The organism is Anaerostipes hadrus ATCC 29173 = JCM 17467, assembly GCF_030296915.1.
GTDB classification, from domain to species: domain Bacteria; phylum Bacillota; class Clostridia; order Lachnospirales; family Lachnospiraceae; genus Anaerostipes; species Anaerostipes hadrus.
Genome location: NZ_AP028031.1, coordinates 2,290,339 through 2,311,470 on the forward strand (window position 1 = coordinate 2,290,339; position 21,132 = coordinate 2,311,470).

19 protein-coding genes are annotated in these 21,132 nt (G+C 38.0%); 1 reads left to right on the top strand and 18 read right to left on the bottom strand.

All coding sequences use genetic code 11. From position 1 onward, the window contains the following. Position 1: 1 nt before the first annotated feature. The 10 genes from QUE18_RS10955 to QUE18_RS11000 form a co-directional block, all read right to left on the bottom strand. Positions 2–709: a class C sortase gene (locus QUE18_RS10955; protein ID WP_009203586.1), complete on the bottom strand. Its 708-nt coding sequence runs from the start codon at positions 707–709 to the stop codon at positions 2–4. Continuing rightward, the gene (locus QUE18_RS10960; RefSeq protein WP_009203585.1) at positions 706–1,560 is read right to left on the bottom strand and encodes a class C sortase; all 855 of its coding nucleotides are present in this window, start codon (positions 1,558–1,560) and stop codon (positions 706–708) included. Before QUE18_RS10960 ends, QUE18_RS10955 begins: the two co-directional genes overlap by 4 nt. A gap of 1 nt (position 1,561) precedes the next feature. Further along, a complete protein-coding gene (locus QUE18_RS10965; protein ID WP_009203584.1) occupies positions 1,562–3,520 on the bottom strand; it encodes a SpaH/EbpB family LPXTG-anchored major pilin in 1,959 nt (652 codons plus the stop codon). 95 nt (positions 3,521–3,615) lie between these two features. Next, complete coding sequence (locus tag QUE18_RS10970) at positions 3,616–4,911, bottom strand: C39 family peptidase (protein WP_008390591.1); 1,296 nt, start codon at positions 4,909–4,911, stop codon at positions 3,616–3,618. Between the two features lie 107 nt (positions 4,912–5,018). Continuing rightward, entirely contained in the window at positions 5,019–5,849 is an 831-nt protein-coding gene (locus QUE18_RS10975; protein WP_009203583.1) for a Cof-type HAD-IIB family hydrolase, read from the bottom strand. Position 5,850: 1 nt separating this feature from the next. Then, positions 5,851–7,578, bottom strand: a complete 1,728-nt coding sequence (recJ, locus tag QUE18_RS10980) for a single-stranded-DNA-specific exonuclease RecJ (protein ID WP_040344266.1) — start codon at positions 7,576–7,578, stop codon at positions 5,851–5,853. A 64-nt stretch (positions 7,579–7,642) separates the two neighbouring features. Next, complete coding sequence (locus QUE18_RS10985; protein WP_008390597.1) at positions 7,643–9,937, bottom strand: protein translocase subunit SecDF; 2,295 nt, start codon at positions 9,935–9,937, stop codon at positions 7,643–7,645. Then, positions 9,924–11,300, bottom strand: coding sequence for a thioether cross-link-forming SCIFF peptide maturase (gene scfB, locus QUE18_RS10990; RefSeq protein ID WP_009203581.1), 1,377 nt, complete (start codon positions 11,298–11,300; stop codon positions 9,924–9,926). Before scfB ends, QUE18_RS10985 begins: the two co-directional genes overlap by 14 nt. A gap of 95 nt (positions 11,301–11,395) precedes the next feature. After that, the gene (gene scfA, locus QUE18_RS10995; RefSeq protein ID WP_009203580.1) at positions 11,396–11,539 is read right to left on the bottom strand and encodes a six-cysteine ranthipeptide SCIFF; all 144 of its coding nucleotides are present in this window, start codon (positions 11,537–11,539) and stop codon (positions 11,396–11,398) included. 56 nt (positions 11,540–11,595) lie between these two features. Then, positions 11,596–11,961, bottom strand: a complete 366-nt coding sequence (locus QUE18_RS11000) for a TIGR04086 family membrane protein (RefSeq protein ID WP_009203579.1) — start codon at positions 11,959–11,961, stop codon at positions 11,596–11,598. A gap of 97 nt (positions 11,962–12,058) precedes the next feature. On the opposite strand from QUE18_RS11000, the gene QUE18_RS11005 reads away from it, so the two are divergent. Beyond that, positions 12,059–12,886, top strand: coding sequence for a PHP domain-containing protein (locus tag QUE18_RS11005; RefSeq protein ID WP_009203578.1), 828 nt, complete (start codon positions 12,059–12,061; stop codon positions 12,884–12,886). Between the two features lie 80 nt (positions 12,887–12,966). Here the strand turns inward: QUE18_RS11005 and yajC are convergent, their stop codons facing one another. The 8 genes from yajC to QUE18_RS11045 form a co-directional block, all read right to left on the bottom strand. Further along, positions 12,967–13,260: a preprotein translocase subunit YajC gene (yajC, locus tag QUE18_RS11010; RefSeq protein WP_008390602.1), complete on the bottom strand. Its 294-nt coding sequence runs from the start codon at positions 13,258–13,260 to the stop codon at positions 12,967–12,969. A 26-nt stretch (positions 13,261–13,286) separates the two neighbouring features. Further along, positions 13,287–14,414, bottom strand: a complete 1,128-nt coding sequence (tgt, locus tag QUE18_RS11015; RefSeq protein ID WP_008390603.1) for a tRNA guanosine(34) transglycosylase Tgt — start codon at positions 14,412–14,414, stop codon at positions 13,287–13,289. Positions 14,415–14,416: 2 nt separating this feature from the next. Beyond that, the gene (gene aroC, locus QUE18_RS11020) at positions 14,417–15,517 is read right to left on the bottom strand and encodes a chorismate synthase (protein ID WP_009203577.1); all 1,101 of its coding nucleotides are present in this window, start codon (positions 15,515–15,517) and stop codon (positions 14,417–14,419) included. Positions 15,518–15,529: 12 nt separating this feature from the next. Next, the gene (locus QUE18_RS11025; RefSeq protein WP_008390605.1) at positions 15,530–16,237 is read right to left on the bottom strand and encodes a S1 RNA-binding domain-containing protein; all 708 of its coding nucleotides are present in this window, start codon (positions 16,235–16,237) and stop codon (positions 15,530–15,532) included. Positions 16,238–16,295: 58 nt separating this feature from the next. After that, a complete protein-coding gene (locus tag QUE18_RS11030; RefSeq protein ID WP_009203576.1) occupies positions 16,296–18,401 on the bottom strand; it encodes an Ig-like domain repeat protein in 2,106 nt (701 codons plus the stop codon). Next, positions 18,398–19,993 carry a serine/threonine-protein kinase gene (locus tag QUE18_RS11035; protein WP_318248865.1) on the bottom strand — a complete coding sequence of 532 codons (1,596 nt, stop codon included), beginning with the start codon at positions 19,991–19,993 and terminating at the stop codon, positions 18,398–18,400. The genes QUE18_RS11030 and QUE18_RS11035 overlap by 4 nt, the downstream gene beginning before the upstream one ends. Beyond that, positions 19,903–20,664: a PP2C family protein-serine/threonine phosphatase gene (locus QUE18_RS11040; protein ID WP_009203574.1), complete on the bottom strand. Its 762-nt coding sequence runs from the start codon at positions 20,662–20,664 to the stop codon at positions 19,903–19,905. The genes QUE18_RS11035 and QUE18_RS11040 overlap by 91 nt, the downstream gene beginning before the upstream one ends. 82 nt (positions 20,665–20,746) lie before the next feature. Next, positions 20,747–21,064: a hypothetical protein gene (locus QUE18_RS11045; RefSeq protein WP_009203573.1), complete on the bottom strand. Its 318-nt coding sequence runs from the start codon at positions 21,062–21,064 to the stop codon at positions 20,747–20,749. Between the last annotated feature and the right edge of the window lie 68 nt (positions 21,065–21,132).

The window sequence follows — 21,132 nt, forward strand, 5'->3', positions numbered from 1 at the left end:
TTTATCTATCTTCCTTTTGTTTCCTGATCTTCTGTCCATGATTCCTCATACAGTACACCACATACCGATATCTTCCATGTCCTCGGTACGGATGACAGGTTAAAAGTGTGACCATATCTTTCCCTTTTTGAATCAGAATTTTGTCCATATCATATGGATCGATCACTTTAATCTTTGTAACCCGATAATCCAGTCTTTCCCATAGATTCCTAATGATCACCTGATCGCCTGTTTTTAACTGTTCGATGTCCCGAAAATACGGAATTCCCCGATATCCCCGATGTGCAGCGATCACGCAGTTGCTGTCTTTTTGTCCTACTGGCAGGGATGTCTGTCCCATGATCGCTGCTCCTTTTCTCATATTTTCCATCGTCGCTCCCAAATATAATGGAAGTTTCTGTTTCATCTTCGGTATCTTAATGTAACCGAAGGTATTCTTTTCATTTCTTAAGACGATCGGTGCACTGCGGTAACTGAATACATCCTTTAGTCCTGCTTGTTTTTCTTTGAATATCTTCCTGTTATAGCAGACTGCTTTTTGATACAGTAGATCATCCTGTTTTCTTTTGCTTCTCCTCTGCGTCAGTTCTTTCACTGTCTGATCGGACTGTTTTTGTTTCAGATATGATATAATCTCCGGATAAAGCAGTAACGTGATCCCTATCACTAGAAAAAAGATTCCAACAATATTTATGATCTTTTGTTTCACCCATATCTCCTTTCTCCGCTTTTTCTTTTCATCTTTTCATATACTTTTCTGGCTGCGATCAATACACAAATGATCAATAGTCCCGCAAAGATGGCCCGTTTGTAAACTTCCATCCATTGCGAATGATGATTTCTTGCTCTTATCTCTTCCTCTTTTGCATGATAAGCTGTGCGAACTCCTCGGACTAATAAACGCTTGTCATTAACTCCATAGGGTGTGCAAGTAACCAATGTTACATGATCTTTTCCTTCCATGATCTGAAGTTTCTTTGTATCTTGTGGTTCCACGACTGTGATCTGATCCACACTGTAAGCAAGCTTTTTATCCAATACATGTATAAAAAAGAAATCTCCCTTTTTCATCTCTGTCAGATCTGTAAAGATTTTTGCAGAACTAAGCCCAGTATGTCCAGTCAGCACCGCATGGGTATCTTTTCCTCCAATCGGAAAGGAAGATGTAGCCAGATGTCCGATCCCATGTTCCAAAACTGTCCCACTTGTCCCATGATAGATCGGCAGATTAATTGAAATGCAAGGAATCTTTAAATATCCCATGATCGATGATCCATCAATATTTAATATTCTATTATAATGAACCATCTCTCCATCCAAACGTTTTACCTTAAACGGATCAGTCAACTGTACTGAAGATCGCATCAATTCCCCATTATACTGTTTTGCTTCATCCATTACTTTTTTTATGATCGCCTGATCCATTCCGGCTGCCTTTTCCTGATAACTTTCCACTGTCGAACCTGCACTCTTTTCAAACAGATAGTTGCTTACAAATGGATAAGACAGCAGAAAAAAGCCGGCCAGAATAACCAGAATCGGTATGATCTTTTGTTTCATTTTATCTTTGTGATCGTCCTCTGTTTTTGTTCAAGATCAAGATCCCACATCCAGCAACAACAACCCCTGCAATGATCAGAAGATAGTTTCCTGCCCCACCTGTCATTGGCAGCATGAACTGCTTCTGATTTGTGATCTGCATATTGATATATGCATTTCCAGAATCATCGTGTTTTGTCATCGTTGCCTTTGTCTCATCCACAGTCGCACTCGCTGCTGTAGTCTGAACCGTCACATCATTCTTTAATACCGAACCATTAGGAACTCCATCATTTGCTGTGGAATCTGCATCAGACTTACTCTGGATCCCTGTGATGTTTGCTTCGGTTGGTGTGATATCTGCTTTTGTCTCTTTGACCTTAACGATCACTTCTTTCTTTAACAGGGAGTATCCTGCATCGGAGTGTGTTTCTGTAAATCCATATTCATCTCCTTCGATCCCATTGATCACAAGTTTTCCATCAGAAGACGGACTAAACTGAGTCGCATCAGCTTCTTTTGCAGACTTTCCTGTTACCTGATAAACACCTGCTCTATCTGCTCTTGCTACCAGATAGTAATTATCTGTCTTATTTTTTACAACGAATTTAACCTTTGTTGCATCTCCCTTGCTGTCAGAAAATTTCTTTGTCAGATCATATCCGTAAGAGTATACGATACATTTGTCTTTTAAAATATCATAATAATTCGTATTTGTTCTCTTCCACATAAGGGATACATCGTTTGGATTTCCTTTATCACCAAGAATAACGCTGTCATCTGTATTCACCTTAGCTGTATAATATACAACGATATATTTATCAGAATATTTCTTATTCAACTCATTAAGTCCTGCTTTTGTCATCTCAATCTTCATTGCAGGATCGTCTCCAGATTTTCCGTATGTTGCTGCAAACTTTGGATCCGTGTCGGAACTCTTCCATACAGCCAATGCTCCACTCTTCTCAACATTATTCACATTTGTTCTGTCCGCTGCATCCTTAGTTTCATAGATTGCGATCACGGCATCTTTCCCATATGTCATTCCTTTTGCCATCGTATCGTTAAATGTATAAGTTGACAGGTAGGTTGTTGATGATGTGATATGTGGCAATTTGGAAATGAACTGATAATCCAGTCTTTCTGCTTTAGATGCTGTCACGGTACTCTGATATTTATATTCATTTCTTGCAGAAGTAAAATCTGCCAGTCTGTCTGTATTGGCAGTTGTTACATTGTCCTGATCTGGATTATTGCGTACTCTTTTGTCAAGTGTTGGATTTCCAGTTTCATTCTTTGGATAACAGATCACATCATAGAACCAGTCATCTCCCTTAGAATCCGTGGATGGCAACTGTACAAACCATGGATTTATTGTGTAAGTTACATTTTCTGGTGCCTTTGTCTCAACGATCAGGTAAAGACCCAGTGGCAATTTGTCTTTACTTGTCACACCATTAGCATTAGTCTCATCCATGGCTGTCCCATTCTTTCCCATGTAATCTTCTAATTTGTCTTTCGTTACCGTATTATCTTCTAATGCCTTGGCAAGTTTCTCATTGATCTGCTGGCTTGTAAAATATGTCTTACTTCCTTCTGTTTTAGCTGCATCAGAAGATGTCAAACCCAAAATCTGCTGTATTGTGGTTGGAAGTTCATAGATCATCTGAATCTTTCCATTCTCACTCTGCTGTTCAACATCTCCAACTCGCAGGTAACTAAATTCCACACCTTTGATCGCATATTTTTCCAAGGCTGCTTCCGCAGCAGCGTCCTGTTTTCCTGTTGGTGTAAACTGACTGGTGTTAACACCGGCCTGTTTTGCTGCTGTCATGTCATATTTGTGGATCGTTATAGATCCGGTTTTGCTTGTATCGACCACATCTGTTGATGCCGCTTTGATATTAACGATAGGTGCAAGCATCATTGCTGCAGATAATACAGCAATCATTATTTTTTTGATCATATTTTGAATCTTCATTTTTCTTTCCTCCTATTTTTTAGAATAGAAAAAGCACAGAAATCATTGATCATACTCAATGATTCTGTGCTTTTCTTTATGTAATATATACTATTTTATTTATCTGTTAAATTAGTTTTGTCAGGTGCGATCATGATCGTATTCCAAAAAGAATCTTTGACTGCCTCTGCCTGAATCTCATCTACTACTGTGTCAAGATCGACATCACTTGTTAACTTCTTGCTCTCATCCATTACGGAAACTTTATCGTTGATTCCTAAGGATGTGATCGTAACAAACTGTTCTTCACTAACTAGTGTTCCTTTCTTTAGTGGAACCGCTAACTGATAATTCTTCTGCAATACTGACTTGATCTCATTATACATTGCTTTAAATTCTTTGCTTCTGTATTTCTTCTCAGCTTTCAGCTGCTTTGCCTTCTTATCAGCCTTCGCAGATATCTTTTGATCAGAATAAATCTCCCAGCATGGACCTCCTGCTGATGCTGACTTCGTCTGTGCGATCACTTCTTTTAGTGGATATTTGTACTGTGTACGCTGTCTGCTTCCAACATCTGCAACCGTTACCTGATCATTATCATCGATCGCAACCAATACGATAAAATGACCTTTCTTCGTAAAATATCCTGGCCCCATCAGTGCTACTACTGGATGCTTCTTCTTCAATGCATCTCTAACCTTGCTGACATCACTTCCAAGTCCATGACATTCCAGTTTATACTGTTGTGCCAGTGCTGGGACCATCTCATGACTTGCTCCAGCACTACTGTAATAGCCATTCTTATATGCCCATACTGTTGTATCAACTGGAGTTACCCATTTATTCGTCAGCGAACTGATACAAACTGCCATAGCGCTTGGTCCGCATCCACTGCTTTTGATCTGATATCCATTGTCATTCCATGCTGCATCTGCCTGATTAAAGTAAATAAATCCCTGTATCGTCTCTTTCTTATCTTTCATCTCAAGACTATGATCATTATATACTTTTGGAATGATAGATTTTTTATCTTTCTTGTCTTTTTTCTTATCTTTTTTATCTTTCTTCTTATCTTGATCAGACTTTGTCTTTTGCTTCTTTGTATGCGTTACCGCTGTATGTTTCTTTGTATGTGTTGTTGCTGTATGTTTCTTTGTATGTGTTGCTGCAGCCGTTGTATGCGTATGCGTTGTTGCTTCCGTTGTCGGCTTTGCCTGAGTCGTCTGTGTTGTTGTCTCTGTCGTTGCTTCACTTTCTGTCGTCTGGGCAGAAGAATCTGTCTTGGTCTCAGTCTGTTCACTGCTTATTTGCTCTCTTGTGACTGGCTGATCTGCTCTGACCACAGACACTGATCCAAGCATCAAAAACGTATACAGAGCTACTACAGCTGCTGTTTTACGTGTTTTTCTCATCTTTCATTGTTCCCCCTAACTATTTAAACATACTTATTATACCACTTTGGATACCCTCGTCAATAAAAATGAATGGTCATGATCCATGTTCACATTTTTTTCACATCTTATGCTTCAAAGACTAATTTTTCAATTGCATATGCAACACCATCTTCATTATTTGTCTTTGTCACAAAGTCTGCGATCTCTTTCAGATCAGGTTGTCCATTTTCCATAACAACACCGGTTCCTACAGCTTTGATCATCATCGTATCATTTCCTGCATCTCCACATGCCATCACTTCATCCATAGATAATCCAATTTGCTCTGCCAGATGTAAAAGTCCATCTCCTTTATCACATCCAATCTGATTTATTTCAATGTTATTTTCCAGAGAACTTGATACACTCGCAATATTTTTCTCGATTAATTCTTGTCTTGCAGTTTCCCGCTCTTCCATATCATCAAAAAATACATTGATCTTCTCAATTCCCAGCGGATGCTCTTCAATATACTTTCGCAGATCATCCAGCGGCAGTCTTGTATCTCTCACAAGTTTTAATACATGATCTGATACACCATACTCTGCAAGATGGTCAAAATAGCATCGTTCCATATACCCTTGCCCATTCTGATAAATATCACGTGTACAATGATATTTTTCCAAAATATCAAACAACGAAAATACCGTTTCTTTTGGTAGATGATTTGTATATATGATCTTATCTTCTTTCTGATCATAAACAGTTGCCCCATTACAGCAAACAGCATATCGAACGCCTGGAATATCTCTTAAAAATTCTGGAATTGCTTTAAAAATACGTCCTGTTGCTGGAACTATATAAACACCCCTTCTGATTGCTTCTTTTAGAACTTCTTCTGTGTGTTTTGAAATCTGTTTCTCGCTGTCTAAGAGTGTATTATCTAAATCCATCGCTACTAATTTTATCTTACTCATGCTATCCCTCCACAAAAAAATAATTTTGAATGTTGATCTGAAGACTTTTATATCCCTGATACTCATTGATCACTGGATAATATGTACATGTGATATACTTTGATGTTCCCATTTTCTCTCGAAATTCATCTTCATCCTCAAAAATCATGCCATCAATTCTAGTTCCCTGACTACTCTTTAATGCTAATTTTATCACATTTTTATTTTTTCCAAAAACATTCACACGTTCCACTTTTAACTTTCTGTGTGCAAATAATGGTTTTTTATTCTCTTTTCCAAATGGCTCTAAAACAGATAACTGATGGATCAGATCCATGGTAATATAATCAACTGGCATATCAATATCAATCTGTACCTTCTTTGCAAAATCTTTTTTCTCAAGGGTACAGTTCTCATTGATCTTTTTGCGGAATTCCTGTAATTTTTCTTTTTCCAAAGAACATCCTGCGGCCATTGGATGTCCCCCAAACTTTGTGAACACCTCTTTGACTTTCATCATCTCTTCAAACATGGAATATCCTTCGATGGAACGTCCAGAACCTTTGATTCCTTCTTTTGCATCTGTTAAGACAAATGCTGGATGATTTAAGCGGTCCTTGATCCTTCCTGCTATGATACCTGCAATACTTTCATGACATTCTGGAAGATATAATACAAGCACTTTATCTCCTTTTGCTTCATATTCGAACGCCTGTCCCAGTGCCTCTTTTACACCATTTTCTGTCATGGTTTTCCGAAGATCATTCAGTTCTTTTAATTCTTCTGCTGTCTGTTTTGCCTTCTCTTCATCTTCTTCCAGAAATAGATTCAATGCTTTTTCGGCAGATTCCAAACGTCCGCTCGCATTGATACATGGTCCAACAATAAATCCTAGTGCATAAGACTGTATCTGTTTATCCATCAGATCATGCACATTCAGCAATGCTTTCAACCCGATATTTTGTGTATCTTTGATTCGGCGTAATCCTTCTTTGACAAAGATTCTGTTTTCTCCTGTCAGATCTACCACATCACAAACAGTCGCGATCGCAAGCATGGATAACAACTCTTCCAATTGGCTTTCATCTTCTTCCATTGCCTGATAAAATGCCCTCATAAACTGAAAAGCCACTCCTGCTCCACAAAGTAACGGATACGGATAATTGCATGCTTCTTGCTTTGGATTGATCACTACATCTGCTGGTGGAAGAACCTCTTTTCTCATTCCTGCTTCATCGGTATCAAATGGCACATCATGATGATCCGTAATGATCATTGTCAGTCCATGTTCTTTGCCGTATGCAACTGCATCTGCTGCTGCAATCCCATTATCACAGGTAAGGATCGTATCAATCTGGTCTTCCACTGCTTTTTCAATGATATTTTCATTAATTCCATAGCCATCTTTCATGCGGTCTGGAATCTGAAAATCAATCTTTCCACCAAGATCATGAATCGCTTTCCACAAAATGTAATTTGAGACAACTCCATCTACATCATAATCTGAAATAATACGGATCGTTTTCCCTTCTTGTACCTTTTGCTTCAAAATCTCAACTCCTTCTTTGACGCCTTTCATCAAAAAAGGATCTGAAATATCTGAAAGTTCTCCATACAGATACTGCTGTATTTGTTCATCCCCAACCACATCCCTGTTGCGGATCAGCCGTGCGATCACTGGATCTATGTTAAATTTTTCTCCAATCTGATTAAAATTAGCCTTTTTCTTATACAGATACCACTGTTCCATCATCTTACTCCATTTTTCATAAAAAAGAGCATCCAGTATTTACTGAATACTCTTTTTGAATGTTTTATTTTCTTTTCTTTTTCTTCTTTTTCTTGCGGTTTGGATTTGCTGTGATCTTCTCTGGCTGTGCTTGACTGGCTGCCTGATTTTCTTTGATCACATCTGATCCAATTCGCGTCTTCATCATATACCAAAGTGGTCCAGTTAAAAATACAGAAGAGAACGCTCCTCCGATCACACCCACCATCAATGCTAATGCAAATTCTCTTAAGGAGGATACTCCGCAGATGAATAACGCTAACACCATAACAAATGTTGTCAAACTTGTATTGATCGTACGAACCAATGTACTTGAAATACTCTGATTCACAAGTGCTTTGATATCATCTCTTGTCCGGATCGTCTGAAGTTTCAGATTCTCACGGATACGGTCAAAGATAACGATCGTTGAGTTGATAGAATATCCAATGATCGTTAACATACATGCGATAAATGTTCCACCAACAGATAATCTTCCAACAGAATATGCTGCAAATACGACCAATACGTCATTGATCAATGCGATGATCGCACTGGATCCAAACTTCACGTCTTTGAATCGAATCGCAATGTAGATCAGCATACAGATTGCTGAGATCACAACGGAAATAAATGCATCTCTTTGCATTTCATTACTGATCGTTGAACTGATATTCTCTGTTGTTACAGATTTTACTTTATAATCTTTCTTTAATGTATTTTCGATCTGTTTTCTCTGACTCAGATTCAATTCTACACTTTTTACAACCATCTGATTGTTTGCTTTTACTTTCTGACTCTGAACAGAGGTTGACTTGCTGACTTTCTCGTAAGCTTTCACAACCTGTTTTTCCAGAGAATCATTGACTTTCTGGTCATCCTTGAATGTGATCGTAGATGCTGTACCACCTGAAAATTCCAGATCATAATTCAAGATTGATCCAATCTTGCTTCGATTCATTGGAAGTGCAGCAAGTCCGATCAAAATGATCACACCTGCAACTGCAACGTATTTCTTACCTGTACGGACAAAATCTCTTGTTTTGATCGTTCTTGGTTTTCCATACCATTTCTTGTCGTGAAGTCCAAAATGATATGCCGCATATACAAGGAATCGGCTGATCACAAGTGCTGTAAACATAGAGATCAATACACTCATTCCAAGTGTCTGAGCAAATCCTTTGACCGTTCCTGATCCTTTAAACCATAAAACTAATACTGCGATCAATGTTGTAACGTTACCATCGATGATCGCTGATGCTGCCTTTCCGAATCCAGATTTGATCGCTGCTCCTGTACTCTTTCCTGCCCCGATCTCTTCCTGAATTCTGGCATAAATGATAACGTTTGCATCAACTGCCATACCGATACCGAGGATGATACCTGCAAGTCCCGGCAATGTCAGTGTCGCATTAAATCCATTCAGTGCTAATAACATCATCAGCATATAGATCGCAAGTGCCACACACGCAATCACACCAGGCACTGCATAAAATGCGATCATGATCAAGCATACCAGTACAAATCCGATGACTCCTGCTTTGACCGTTGTCTGGATCGCATTCACTCCTAATTTCGCAGATACTACGTTAGAGCGTAATTCGTTTAATTTCACTGGTAAGGAACCGATTCGAATTGATGAAGCTAAATTCTCTGCTGCTTCATAACTTTCCATACCATCGATCGTACATTCTCCTTTTGTGATCGCTTCCTGTACATTTGGGGCACTGATCACCTGATTATCATAGATAATATAAATTGGTTTTCCAATATTGGCTTTTGTAGCTTTCGCAAATGCCTTTGTTCCCTTAGCATCAAATTCAAGTGCAACTAAATATTCTTTCTTACCAGTTGTCTGATTCTGATTAGTTACAGCTTTGGCTTTCTTAACATTTTGACCTGTCAATACAGTATCTAATGTTGTCTGAGTCGTTGTTTTTCCATTCTTCTTTACTTTTACCTGTTTCTGGACAGCAAAAGAAAGTGTTCCTGGTTTACCAAGCTCATCTAAAATCTTGTTTGCATCTGTCACTCCAGGAATCTCGATATTGATACGATCTTTTCCTTCCTGATAAACTTCTGCTTCTGTACTGTACCCTTCTACACGCTTCTGAAGTTTGTATACAGTATCTTTCATATCACTATCAGATACATTCTTGCCATCTACTTCATATGTAATACTAACTCCACCTGCAAGGTCTAATCCGAGTTCGATATTGCTTGCTCGACCGATCTTCTTCTTTGTAATTCCCTTGGTTGTGATAAATGCTCCAAATACACACAAAGCGATCAGTAAAATAAGCCCTGCAATATACTTGCCACTGCTATTACGCTTCTTCATTCTCCGTCTCCCCTTCTAATGCCAATGCTGCCTTTACCATTAATGCACATTCTACCCTCTTGCGCTCTAATTTACATCCGATCTCATAAGTTCCATCGATCGTACCGTTAAAGTTATAAGAGTTTGCACTGCATCCACCACTGCAATAGAATCTTGCAAAACATTTTTTACATTCTTCTTTGGAGTATACATTACATGCCTTGAATTCTTTGACGATCTCATCTTTCTTGACTCCTTCGTAAACATTACCCATTAAGAAGTCTTCTTCTCCTACAAACTGATGGCATGGATATAAATCTCCCCATGGAGTCACTGCAAGATATTCTGTTCCTGAACCACATCCGGATAAACGTTTTGCAACACATGGCCCTCCTGTTAAGTCGATCATAAAGTGGAAGAAGGTAAATCCTTTTCCTTCCTTCTCTCTTTTGATCATCTCTTTTGCAAGAAGATCATATTCATCCATCAAAATTGGAAGATCCTCTTCTGTGATCGCATAATCTGCTGTATCTGGTGCTACAACAGGTTCTACAGAAATCTGTTCGAATCCTGCATCTGCTAAATGCATAACGTCTTTTGAGAAATCTAAGTTATGATGTGTAAAAGTTCCTCTTACATAATATTTCTGCTGGTTTCTGCTGTCTGCAAATTTCTTGAATTTGTCGATAATAAAATCATAGCTTCCTTTTCCATTACGGAATGGTCTCATGTAATCGTGAACTTCTTTTCTTCCATCCACACTTAATACAACGTTATCCATCTCTTTATTGGCAAATTCCATGATATCATCGTTTAGTAATACACCATTTGTTGTCAATGTAAAACGGAACTTCTTATCATGTGTTTCTTCCAAAGAACGTCCATATGCAACGATCTCTTTCACTACATCAAAGTTCATCAAAGGCTCTCCACCAAAGAAATCAACTTCCAGATTTCTACGGTTTCCTGAATTCTCTACAAGAAAATCTAATGCTTTCTTACCAACTTCAGCACTCATTAATGCACGTCTTCCCTTGTATTCTCCTTCTTCTGCGAAACAGTATCGGCAGGCAAGGTTACAATCATGTGCAATATGAAGACAGAGTGCCTTTACAACTGTTGGTCTATCTTTGAATCCACAAATGTATTCTTCATAACAGTCTTCTGTAAATAATACACCTGCATCTTTTAATTCTGTAACTTCTCCATAAGATTCTTTGACATCTTTCTCATCCCAGGATGATAATTCTTTGATGATCTCTTCTAATGTATGATCCTCATATAAAGCAATCACCTCATATGTCAGGTCATCAACCACATGGACAGATCCACTTGCTACATCAAGGACCATGTTATATCCATTATTTTTATACTGGTGAACCATTGTTTCTTTCTCCCTTTATCTGTTATTTTCTTTCATCGAAAAAATGAGGCGGCCCACAAGGAACGCCTCAAGCACAAAGTCTTTGTTCGATTTGACTATTTGCTGTGTTCGCAGGTCTGGTTACCTACTGTACAAGATGTTTTACATGCTGACTGGCAAGATGTCTGGCATTCACCACATCCACCTTTTTTCACTGTGTTCTGTAATGTTTTATTTGTCAGAGTTTTAATATGTTTCATCTTATCGTCCTCCTAATTCTCATAAAATAACTTGCTATATTGTATCATATTCATTTTCAAATAGCAAGCATTCCACCTAAAGTTCCTCCTGCAATACATAAGAAACATGCTGTGATCCTTTCTGTGGAAAACAGAACGATATTTTTTTGAAAAATCCACGAGATCAAAGTCAAGATCATAAAGTATAACATTCCTGCTGCAAATCCCCATAAAAACTTCTTTTTTCCGATCTTACTTCCGATCAGCATGCCAGCAAAAACAGATGCAAGAATATATGTAAGTGTGACCCCAAGATTCGCGATCTTCATTCCTGCATTGCTTTGATAGATGATAAATGCAAGAAGACACAATAAAATTCCTGTGGCAATGTAGGCAAATACCAGACTTTGTATCATATAGAGTCCCTTTTTCCCCATGTCCATAACAATTGCTCCTTTTTCTATTTAATCTATGAATGGTATTTTGAATCTATACCTTTTTGTGATAAACTGACATTAAAAATACGAAAGGAGTTTTCCTATGATCGATCTTCATATACATTCTACTTGTTCCGATGGAACTTTTACACCAAAACAGATTGTTCAAAAAGTGATAGCAAAAAGATTATATGGATTTTCTCTGACAGATCATGATACTGTCGATGGAATTCCGGAAATTCTTGCTATGGATCTTCCAGATGATCTGAAATTCATTCCTGGAATTGAAATTTCATGTGATGCACTTCATCGTGAGATTCATGTATTAGGATACGGAATCAACTATAAGGATCAGCAGTTAAATCATACTCTCAACATGCTCCGTGACAAACGGTTTCAGAGAAATCTTGATATGATCGAACTCTTTCAAAAAGACGGTTATCCGATTACGCTTGAAAAACTGCAAAATGGTGATCCTCATACTGTGATCACACGAGCTCACTTTGCAAGAACTTTGATCTCAGAAGGCATTTGTTCTTCCATGGATCAGGCTTTTTCCAAATATCTTGGTGAAAAGTGTAAATATTATGTTCCAAAACCATTTTTTGATCCAAAAGATTGCTTAAGATTAATCCTTGATGCTGGCGGAATTCCGGTTCTTGCACATCCATTTTTATATAAATTCTCAAATGAAGATACCAAACATCTCATTCATGATCTGAAAGAAGAAGGGCTCGCAGGAATCGAAGTTTATCATTCTTCCCATCATATCGGCCAGATCACAAAACTTCGCCAATGGCAGAAAGAATATGATCTTCTTGCAACTGGAGGATCAGACTTCCATGGAACGAATAAACCAGATATCGAAATCGGAACCGGACGCGGACCGTTATTTGTCCCAGATCATTTGATTGATGATCTGATGAATTAATATTAAGAAACAAAAAAAGAATCTGAAATACAGATACTATTCTCTGTCTCAGATTCTTTTCTTTTGATCAAATATTCATCTTATTCTTCAGATGATGATGCATTCGCTTTTTCCATTGCCTGGATTGCTGATTTCTCCATTGGGATACGGCAATGTTTGTCGTTACCAAATTCAACAATGATCGTTGTTTCATCAACTTTATCTACAACAACTCCGTAAAATCCGCTTGTTGTCAACACGCTGTCTCCAACTTCCAGAGTTTCCATCATCTGTTTTAATTCTTCTTCTTTTTTCTTCTGTGGTCTGATCGTTAAAAAGTACATTAATCCAAAACAAACAACCAACATTAGAATTGTCATTGTAACCTGATCCATTTTCTTCCTCCATCTTTCTAATAAGATTACTGGTTCATCATGCCATCGATCTTACGTTTCTTGTATTCCTTATAATTGCCTTCTTCGATTGCCTGACGAATCTCACTCATCATTGTATTATAAAAATACAAGTTATGCAAGACACATAATCTCATTCCTAGCATTTCTTTTGCTTTTAAAAGATGTCGAATATAGGCTCTGCTGTAACTTCTACAGGCTGGGCACTGGCATCCTTCTTCGATCGGGCGATGGTCCAGTTCGTATTTTTTATTGAACATATTAAGTTTTCCCTGATTCGTATATACATGTCCATGACGGCCATTTCTTGTTGGATATACACAATCAAAGAAATCAACTCCACGGTCAACTGCTTCTAAAATATTCACCGGTGTTCCAACCCCCATCAGGTAAGTTGGTTTATCTTCTGGCAGATATGGCACTGTCTTTTCAAGGATATTGTACATCTCTTCATGTGTTTCTCCAACCGCAAGTCCACCTAATGCATATCCATCTAGATCCATCTTGGAAATCTCTTTGGCGTGTTCGATTCGGATATCTTCAAATGTTCCACCCTGATTGATCCCAAATAACATCTGATGTGGATTGACTGTATCTTCCAGAGAATTTAAGCGGTCCATCTCTTTTTTGCATCGTCTCAACCATCTTGTTGTACGATCAACAGAATTCTGCATATACTCTCTTGTTGCAGGATGTGGCGGACATTCGTCAAATGCCATCGCGATCGTTGATCCTAAGTTTGACTGGATCTGCATACTTTCTTCTGGTCCCATGAAAATCTTTCTTCCATCAATATGAGAAGCAAAAGAAACGCCTTCTTCTTTGATCTTACGAAGCTTCGCCAATGAAAACACCTGAAATCCGCCAGAATCTGTAAGGATTGGGCGGTCCCAGTGCATAAACTTATGCAGCCCTCCAAATTCCTTGATCAGCTTATCTCCTGTTCTTACATGCAGATGATATGTATTAGATAACTCCACCTGTGTTCCAATATCTTTGAGATCATCTGTACTGACTGCACCTTTGATCGCTGCCACAGTCCCGACATTCATAAATACTGGTGTTTCGATCACACCATGGACCGTTGTTAAACGGCCTCTTTTTGCTCTTCCGTCTTTTTTGATTAATTCATACATTCTTATTCACCATAAATTTTCTTAATATTATCCATTGTTGCACCAAGATTCTTTAAAACTCCATCAAGAATCGTAACAGCTGCCATTGATTCTACCACAACTACAGCTCTTGGCACGATCATTGGATCATGACGGCCATGAATTTCAATCTCTACATTATCAAGATCACGATTGACTGTCTTCTGTGTCTGTGCGATCGATGGTGTCGGTTTGATAGCTGCACGGAATACGATCGCACTTCCATCACTCATTCCTCCAAGAACTCCTCCAGAATGATTTGTCTCTTTTGCTACCTTCCCATCAACACAGATAAAATCATCATTATTCTCTGACCCTCGCAGGTTGGCAGCCTCAAATCCATCTCCGATCTCGAAGCCTTTTACTGATCCAATGGACATAATGGCTTTCGAAAGTTCTGCATCCAGTTTATCAAAAACGGTTTCCCCGATTCCAACTGGCATTCCTGTGATCTGACATTCAATGATACCACCGATGGAATCCATCTCTTTAATCATCTGGTCTGCTTTCTCCTGTACAAGTTTTGCTGCCTCTTTATCTGGCATGTTAAATGGATTGTTATTCATCTCCGCAAAGTCAAAATGATCCTTAGATACTTCAATTCCGGCGATTGCTTTTGCATAAGCTTTGATCTCAATTCCCAGTTCTTTCAAAACTTTCGCTGCTACAGCTCCTGCTGCTACACGTCCGATTGTCTCTCGTCCAGAAGATCTGCCGCCACCGCGGTAATCTCTGAATCCATATTTCATGTCAAATGTAAAATCTGCATGTCCTGGACGGTAAATATCTTTGATATTGCTGTAATCTTTAGACCTCTGATCCTTGTTATATACAACCATGGAGATCGGAGTCCCTGTTGTTCTTCCTTCGAAGATACCAGAAAGGATCTCAACCTGATCTCCTTCTTTTCTCTGTGTTGTATACTTTGACTGCCCTGGTTTTCTGCGGTCCAGATATTTCTGAACATCTTCTCTCTCAAGAGGTAATCCAGCCGGACATCCATCTACCACGACACCTACGCCTGCACCATGAGTTTCCCCCCATGTTGTAATTCGAAAATTTGTGCCAAAACCTGATCCTGCCATATATGTTCCTTCCTATAATTTGATATTTGCAAGTAAGTCACCAAGACTTGTTCCAGCTGCATCTTCTGTGTATTCCACACCAGTTTCTTCTGCTTTCTTAGCTGCTTCTTTATCATCTTCTAATGCTTTGATACTTAAACTTACTTTTCCATTTGCAACTTTAATGATCTTAACTGTAACAGCATCTCCTTCTTTCACAACTTCTTCTGGAGATTTTACTCTCTTCTGGCTTAACTGTGAAATATGAACTAATCCACTGATTCCATCACCGATATCAACAAATGCTCCATATGGCATGATATTTTCAACTGTACCTTCTACAACTGTACCAACTTTTAATTCATTGATCTTATTCTCGCGTTCTTTTCTTTCTTTTTCCTTCTCAACAGCTTTTGCAGATAAGACAAGTCTCTGTTCTTCTGGTTCTACTGTGATGATCTTTGCTTCCACATCTTTCTGTAACCATACGTTCAGATCTTCTACATATTTTGTTGATAATAAAGATGCTGGAATAAATCCACGGATTCCTTCGACATAAACGATAACTCCACCATTTACAACACCGCCAACTGTCAATGCCAGAACATCCCCATCTTCTTTCATCTGCTCTAAACGGTTCCATACTGCGTCTTCATTTGTTGATGCTTTATTTAAAGATTCTTCTAACTGTGCTTCGAAATCTTCTCTTGTTTCTTTTACTTCTTCTGCCATAATATCCATTCCTCCATTTGATTGAACTATATACGTAACCTTTATTATAACATAGAATGAAAAAGATTCAAGAATGCCTGGATTTCCTATAACTACAAAACATTTTTACAGATACGAAAATGCTTGTTCCTATGAGAAATAAAATCCATAAATTGTGGTGTGTTTGTTTTTTTTCATCTTTTTTTGATGGTATTTTATCTTGTTTTACCACAATTTGTTTCACTGCTTTTGGAAGGACTTTTGTAATCTTAAATGTGATCCTTTGATCAGTTTTATTTCCTGCCTGATCCACTGCTTTCAGATGAAGAACATGCTTTCCAGGAGCCAATTCTTTCCATGTGATCTTATGATGTTCCAGTTTTTGTTCTTTTCCATCCAAAATAACCTTCTCCCACTGATCTGTTTTATTTTCCAGAAGAATGCTGATCTGTTTTCCATATTCACATTCAGATTTCTGATCAAGCCCTTCTATTTTGATCACCGGTTTTTGTGTGTCATAAAAAAACTGTATTTCTTCACTTGTTTTTTCATTTCCGGCACTGTCTTTTACATGCAGACTGACACTGCATTTCCCATTTTCTGTGATAGGATCTTTTATATAAACTTTATCTTCTTTCCATTGATATTCCTTTTTTTGCCCATTCACAAGAAATGCCCTTACCTGCACTGGTTCCAGACTTTCAATGCGAAATCCTGGCTTCAGATTTTTTGTTGATATCTGTTTTTCCTTTAAATCCTCCTGCAGAAAATGAATCTGTATGCCTTTTTGATTGACAGTAAATTTTCTGCTGCACCTATTTTGATTTCCTGCAAGATCTTCAGTTTTCACATCAATGGTATAATATCCATCCTTTTTGATCATAACGGAATTCATCTTCTTTCCGTTAAGATAAATATATGTCTTATCTGGATTCAGATTTTGATCTTTCACATCTACTTGAATTTTTACAGGCTTTGAATATGATCTTCCATTGTCAATTCCTTGAATTTTAATCCTTGGTTTTTGTGTATCAATGATAAACGACTTTTCCTGTATGGTCATCTTATTTCCTGCCAGATCTTCTGCCTGAACAGACAATGTCTGTTTTCCGTCCTTTAAAAATATAACTTCTGTTTCATAATGATCACCTTCCAACTTCCATGGCTTTACCTGTTTCCCCGATGTTCTTAAGATCATATTCCCCTTTTTCAGATTTTCATCCTTAACTATGATCTGAGCTTTCTGGTATTTTAAAATTTCTAATCTTGGATTTTGATAGCGAACAAAAATCTCTGGATTATCTGTATCCACAAAACAAGTCGTTTGGTAGAGTTGTTCTGATCGATTTCCAGATTCATCTTTCGTATAGATGTCAAGCTGATATCTTCCATCCTTCCTGATCCTAGGAATCTGATCGATTCCTGTCAGTATCTCTTTTGTCTTCAAATCTGTAAGCTGCGCATAAAGATGCACCTGTGGTCCTTCTTTTTCCTTCAGATCATATGAGAAAACAGGAATTTTCGAATACCATCCACCAATAGGTTCCTGATCACATTGGATCTTTGCAAATTCTGGTTTTTGTTTCCATACTCTCACTGGAATCTGACTGATCACTCCTTCTCTTCCAGCCTTCGAAACTGCCCTGATATAAACAAAATCATCAAAATCTTTGCTGATCTCTAACTTGTTATTTTTCATCTGCTTCCATTCATCTTGTCCTATTTTATATTCATAAAATTGAATATCAGAAACTGCTTTGGCTCCATAAGCTTCCAATACCACATTCTTTTTGCTCCATGCTCCTGGAATATACGCTCCCGCTGTGATCTTGGCTGTTGTTGGATTATTTAATTCGACCATAACCTGCCTTATTTCTTCATATCCATTTTTATGAACAATATGAACCTTATAAATCCCTTCTTCCTGAAAACTGATCTGTGTACTTTGTTCGTAATCCCAGATCGGATTTATTTTCTGTTGATTCACGAAAATTGTAACATCCTTTGGTGCTGTCCCATTTTTTAGAAATATTTCCATCACTGTACTGCTTCGAAATGCAGGATCATTCCCTTCTCCTTCCAGAGTAATGTCCCAAGGGATTTCCCAATCTCCCTTCGTATCGACCGGTAAAACCATAAAAAGAAGAAGTACTGTGATTCCCATGATGATATATATCTTATATTTTCTGATCATAACCCAAGTTTCCTCCTCAATTCCTCTGCTCTTTTGCTTGTCATTCCTGTCTGTTTTCTACCTTCCCTATAGACCCTTTGTGCCTGTGTCATTTTATTGTTCCTGCATAAATAAATACTATACTCCACATAGGCATCCATAACTTTTGGATATTTCTTTAGAAATCGTTCAAACTCCCTGCTGATATCTGGCTGTTTTGATTCCAGATAAACAAGCTTTCTTTCATACAATTTCCATGCAGGATCTCCTTTAAGATTTTCTTTGAAAACCCGGTCTGTTTCCTCTAAAAACTTTCTATCATCTCCTTTTTCTGCTTCTCTTTCATATAAATTGATCCGGTCTGCTTCCACTAATTTCTGATATTCTTCCTTTTGTGGATATTTTTGTATCTGTTCTAACATTTTTTCTGCTTCTTTCCATACATTCTCTGACAGTTTTGCTGTATTTACTGTATAAAAATGAAGATAAAAATATGCCGACCAGAAATCATGCACATCGGTCTGACAATCCTGTACGATCTTCATAAGTTTTTCCGCACTTATATCATTTCTCCTGCCATCTAAAACATCTAAAAGCACCAAATACGATGACACATTCTTTTTCATCCCTCTACATCTTTCAAGATACACTCGTGCCAATTGTGTATTCTTTTGTATCTGATCCGTTCCATAAAAATAAGCCATTGCCTTTTTTATCTCTCTTTGAGACTTTTTCTGTACAATGACTTCTTTCTCTCTTTGCTCTTCCCTCTGTATCTGATTCCAGAGATTCTGGATACAAAAAACAGCAATCACCACCATGAACCCTTTCTTCATACGACAGATTCTCAATATTCTCTCAAAATCTGCCTGAATCTGCCTTATGTTGTGATATCTTTTTGCATCGTCATCGATCAGACATTTTTCTATGATCTTTTGGACAGCATCTGTTGCTTTCAATAAAGATTCCATTGTTTTTCCTAAACTATATATATCAAAATAAATGTCTGCTCTTTCTTCTGTCTTTGCCTGTTTTTTGGATGCATAGTTTTTGGTTCCATATCCACTTAATTTTTCTCCCGCAAACAATGCCGCTCCAAAATCGATCAAGTATATATTTCCAGATCGATCAAGCATGATATTTTCTGGTTTCAGATCCATATGAATGATTCCTTGTTCATGAATCTTATTCAGCACTTTGCAGATTTTGATCATCCACAATAAACTTTTCTTTTTATAAAGTTTTCCACAGACTCTGCCATATCGTTTTAACGAATTTCCAAGAATATATTCCATCACCAGAAAAAGTTCCTTTTCCTTTCCTGCAAAAAATAATTCCGGCACACCTTTGGTATGTTTTAATTTTTGCAAGATCACCCTCTCCCTGTCCCACTGTTTTTGATCCTTCACGATCTTCACAGCAACCTCTTTTCCGGTCTTTTGATCCAGTGCAAGAAAAACTTTACCCATTCCGCCTTCTCCAAGTATTTTTCGGACTTGATAACGTTGGTGATAAATCTTTCCTATTTCTTGTTCGGAACTTTGACGATCACACAGGACAGATTGTCTAATTCTCCTCTTCTTTTTACTTTCTGAAAACATTTCTGCACCCATTCTTTGATCTGTTCTTTTGATGCCTCTACCTGATAGATTTCTTCTTCCTCAAGCAGCCCATAAAAGCCATCAGTACATAATAAAAACTCCATTCCTGGATTTAATCTGCCTTTGTAACAATCAATCCGGATATCTTTTGTCACACCTACACACTGGATCAAAATATGTCTTCTCGGATCTTTTTTTGCCTGTTCTTTTGTGAGATGTCCAGCACGCAGTTCCAACTCTGCCAGAGTGTGATCTGTCGTTACAAATTTACGGTCCCTGTCAAACCAGTAAGTTCTCGAATCACCGACATTTAAGACAAAAAATTCATGTTCTTCAACAAACAATAAGGTTAATGTGCTTCCCATGGATTTTGTTTCTTCCATCCGACGACTCATTAACAAAAGATTCTGGTTGATCCTGCGGATCAGATCGATCAGATTCTGCTCGATCATATCAATTCCCATAGTTTCTAATCCATCAAACAACGTTTCGTCAAACCATTGTTTTAATACTTCCACGATATAATGACTGGCAATCTCTCCTTTTTTCAAACCTCCCATGCCGTCACAGACGACTGCGAGCAGATAAAGCTTTCCGTTCCTTTCCTTCTGACGCAACAGATAAGCATCCTGATTGGATGGTCTCCCATTCCCAATATCTGTCATTCCAATTGTATCTATCATAAATTCCTCCTAAATGAAAAAAAGCTCATAAAGATAAATCTTTACAAGCTTCTTTCACTGTTTTGTTGTGTTTGTTAATAGTTTATTCCTCGATATCTTCGATATCTTCTTCCGCCGCTTCGTCGTCTCCTCCGTCAATCTCCTGCTTCAGGATTTCGATATCTCCACGAAGCTTCTCGATCAGATTAAACAGGTCAATATACTCTGCCTGTGGGTAATCCATATGTTCTTCAAAATACTTCTCTCCCACCTGACGGTACAGATCATTTAAATCTCTCTTGGCGACTCTTAGATCATTGTGTCTTTTTGCGGAATCTGCGACTTCTTTAGCTTTCTGCGCCGCTGCTTTCCCTGTGGTCTGAATCGTTTCTTCCAGACGTCCGAAAAAATCTTTTGCCATATACGCTCACTCCCAACATTTTTCTTTCATTGTACCTTATCCTCAGTGTTTCGTAAAGGCTTTGTCCC

Coding starts and splice junctions, on each gene's coding strand:
- QUE18_RS10960 (WP_009203585.1), bottom strand. CDS start 1,560: ATGAAACAAAAGATCATACCGATTCTGGTTATTCTGGCCGGCTTTTTT.
- QUE18_RS10965 (WP_009203584.1), bottom strand. CDS start 3,520: ATGAAGATTCAAAATATGATCAAAAAAATAATGATTGCTGTATTATCT.
- QUE18_RS10970 (WP_008390591.1), bottom strand. CDS start 4,911: ATGAGAAAAACACGTAAAACAGCAGCTGTAGTAGCTCTGTATACGTTT.
- QUE18_RS10975 (WP_009203583.1), bottom strand. CDS start 5,849: ATGAGTAAGATAAAATTAGTAGCGATGGATTTAGATAATACACTCTTA.
- recJ (WP_040344266.1), bottom strand. CDS start 7,578: ATGGAACAGTGGTATCTGTATAAGAAAAAGGCTAATTTTAATCAGATT.
- QUE18_RS10985 (WP_008390597.1), bottom strand. CDS start 9,937: ATGAAGAAGCGTAATAGCAGTGGCAAGTATATTGCAGGGCTTATTTTA.
- scfB (WP_009203581.1), bottom strand. CDS start 11,300: ATGGTTCACCAGTATAAAAATAATGGATATAACATGGTCCTTGATGTA.
- scfA (WP_009203580.1), bottom strand. CDS start 11,539: ATGAAACATATTAAAACTCTGACAAATAAAACATTACAGAACACAGTG.
- QUE18_RS11000 (WP_009203579.1), bottom strand. CDS start 11,961: ATGGACATGGGGAAAAAGGGACTCTATATGATACAAAGTCTGGTATTT.
- QUE18_RS11005 (WP_009203578.1), top strand. CDS start 12,059: ATGATCGATCTTCATATACATTCTACTTGTTCCGATGGAACTTTTACA.
- yajC (WP_008390602.1), bottom strand. CDS start 13,260: ATGGATCAGGTTACAATGACAATTCTAATGTTGGTTGTTTGTTTTGGA.
- tgt (WP_008390603.1), bottom strand. CDS start 14,414: ATGTATGAATTAATCAAAAAAGACGGAAGAGCAAAAAGAGGCCGTTTA.
- aroC (WP_009203577.1), bottom strand. CDS start 15,517: ATGGCAGGATCAGGTTTTGGCACAAATTTTCGAATTACAACATGGGGG.
- QUE18_RS11025 (WP_008390605.1), bottom strand. CDS start 16,237: ATGGATATTATGGCAGAAGAAGTAAAAGAAACAAGAGAAGATTTCGAA.
- QUE18_RS11030 (WP_009203576.1), bottom strand. CDS start 18,401: ATGATCAGAAAATATAAGATATATATCATCATGGGAATCACAGTACTT.
- QUE18_RS11035 (WP_318248865.1), bottom strand. CDS start 19,993: ATGGGTGCAGAAATGTTTTCAGAAAGTAAAAAGAAGAGGAGAATTAGA.
- QUE18_RS11040 (WP_009203574.1), bottom strand. CDS start 20,664: ATGATAGATACAATTGGAATGACAGATATTGGGAATGGGAGACCATCC.
- QUE18_RS11045 (WP_009203573.1), bottom strand. CDS start 21,064: ATGGCAAAAGATTTTTTCGGACGTCTGGAAGAAACGATTCAGACCACA.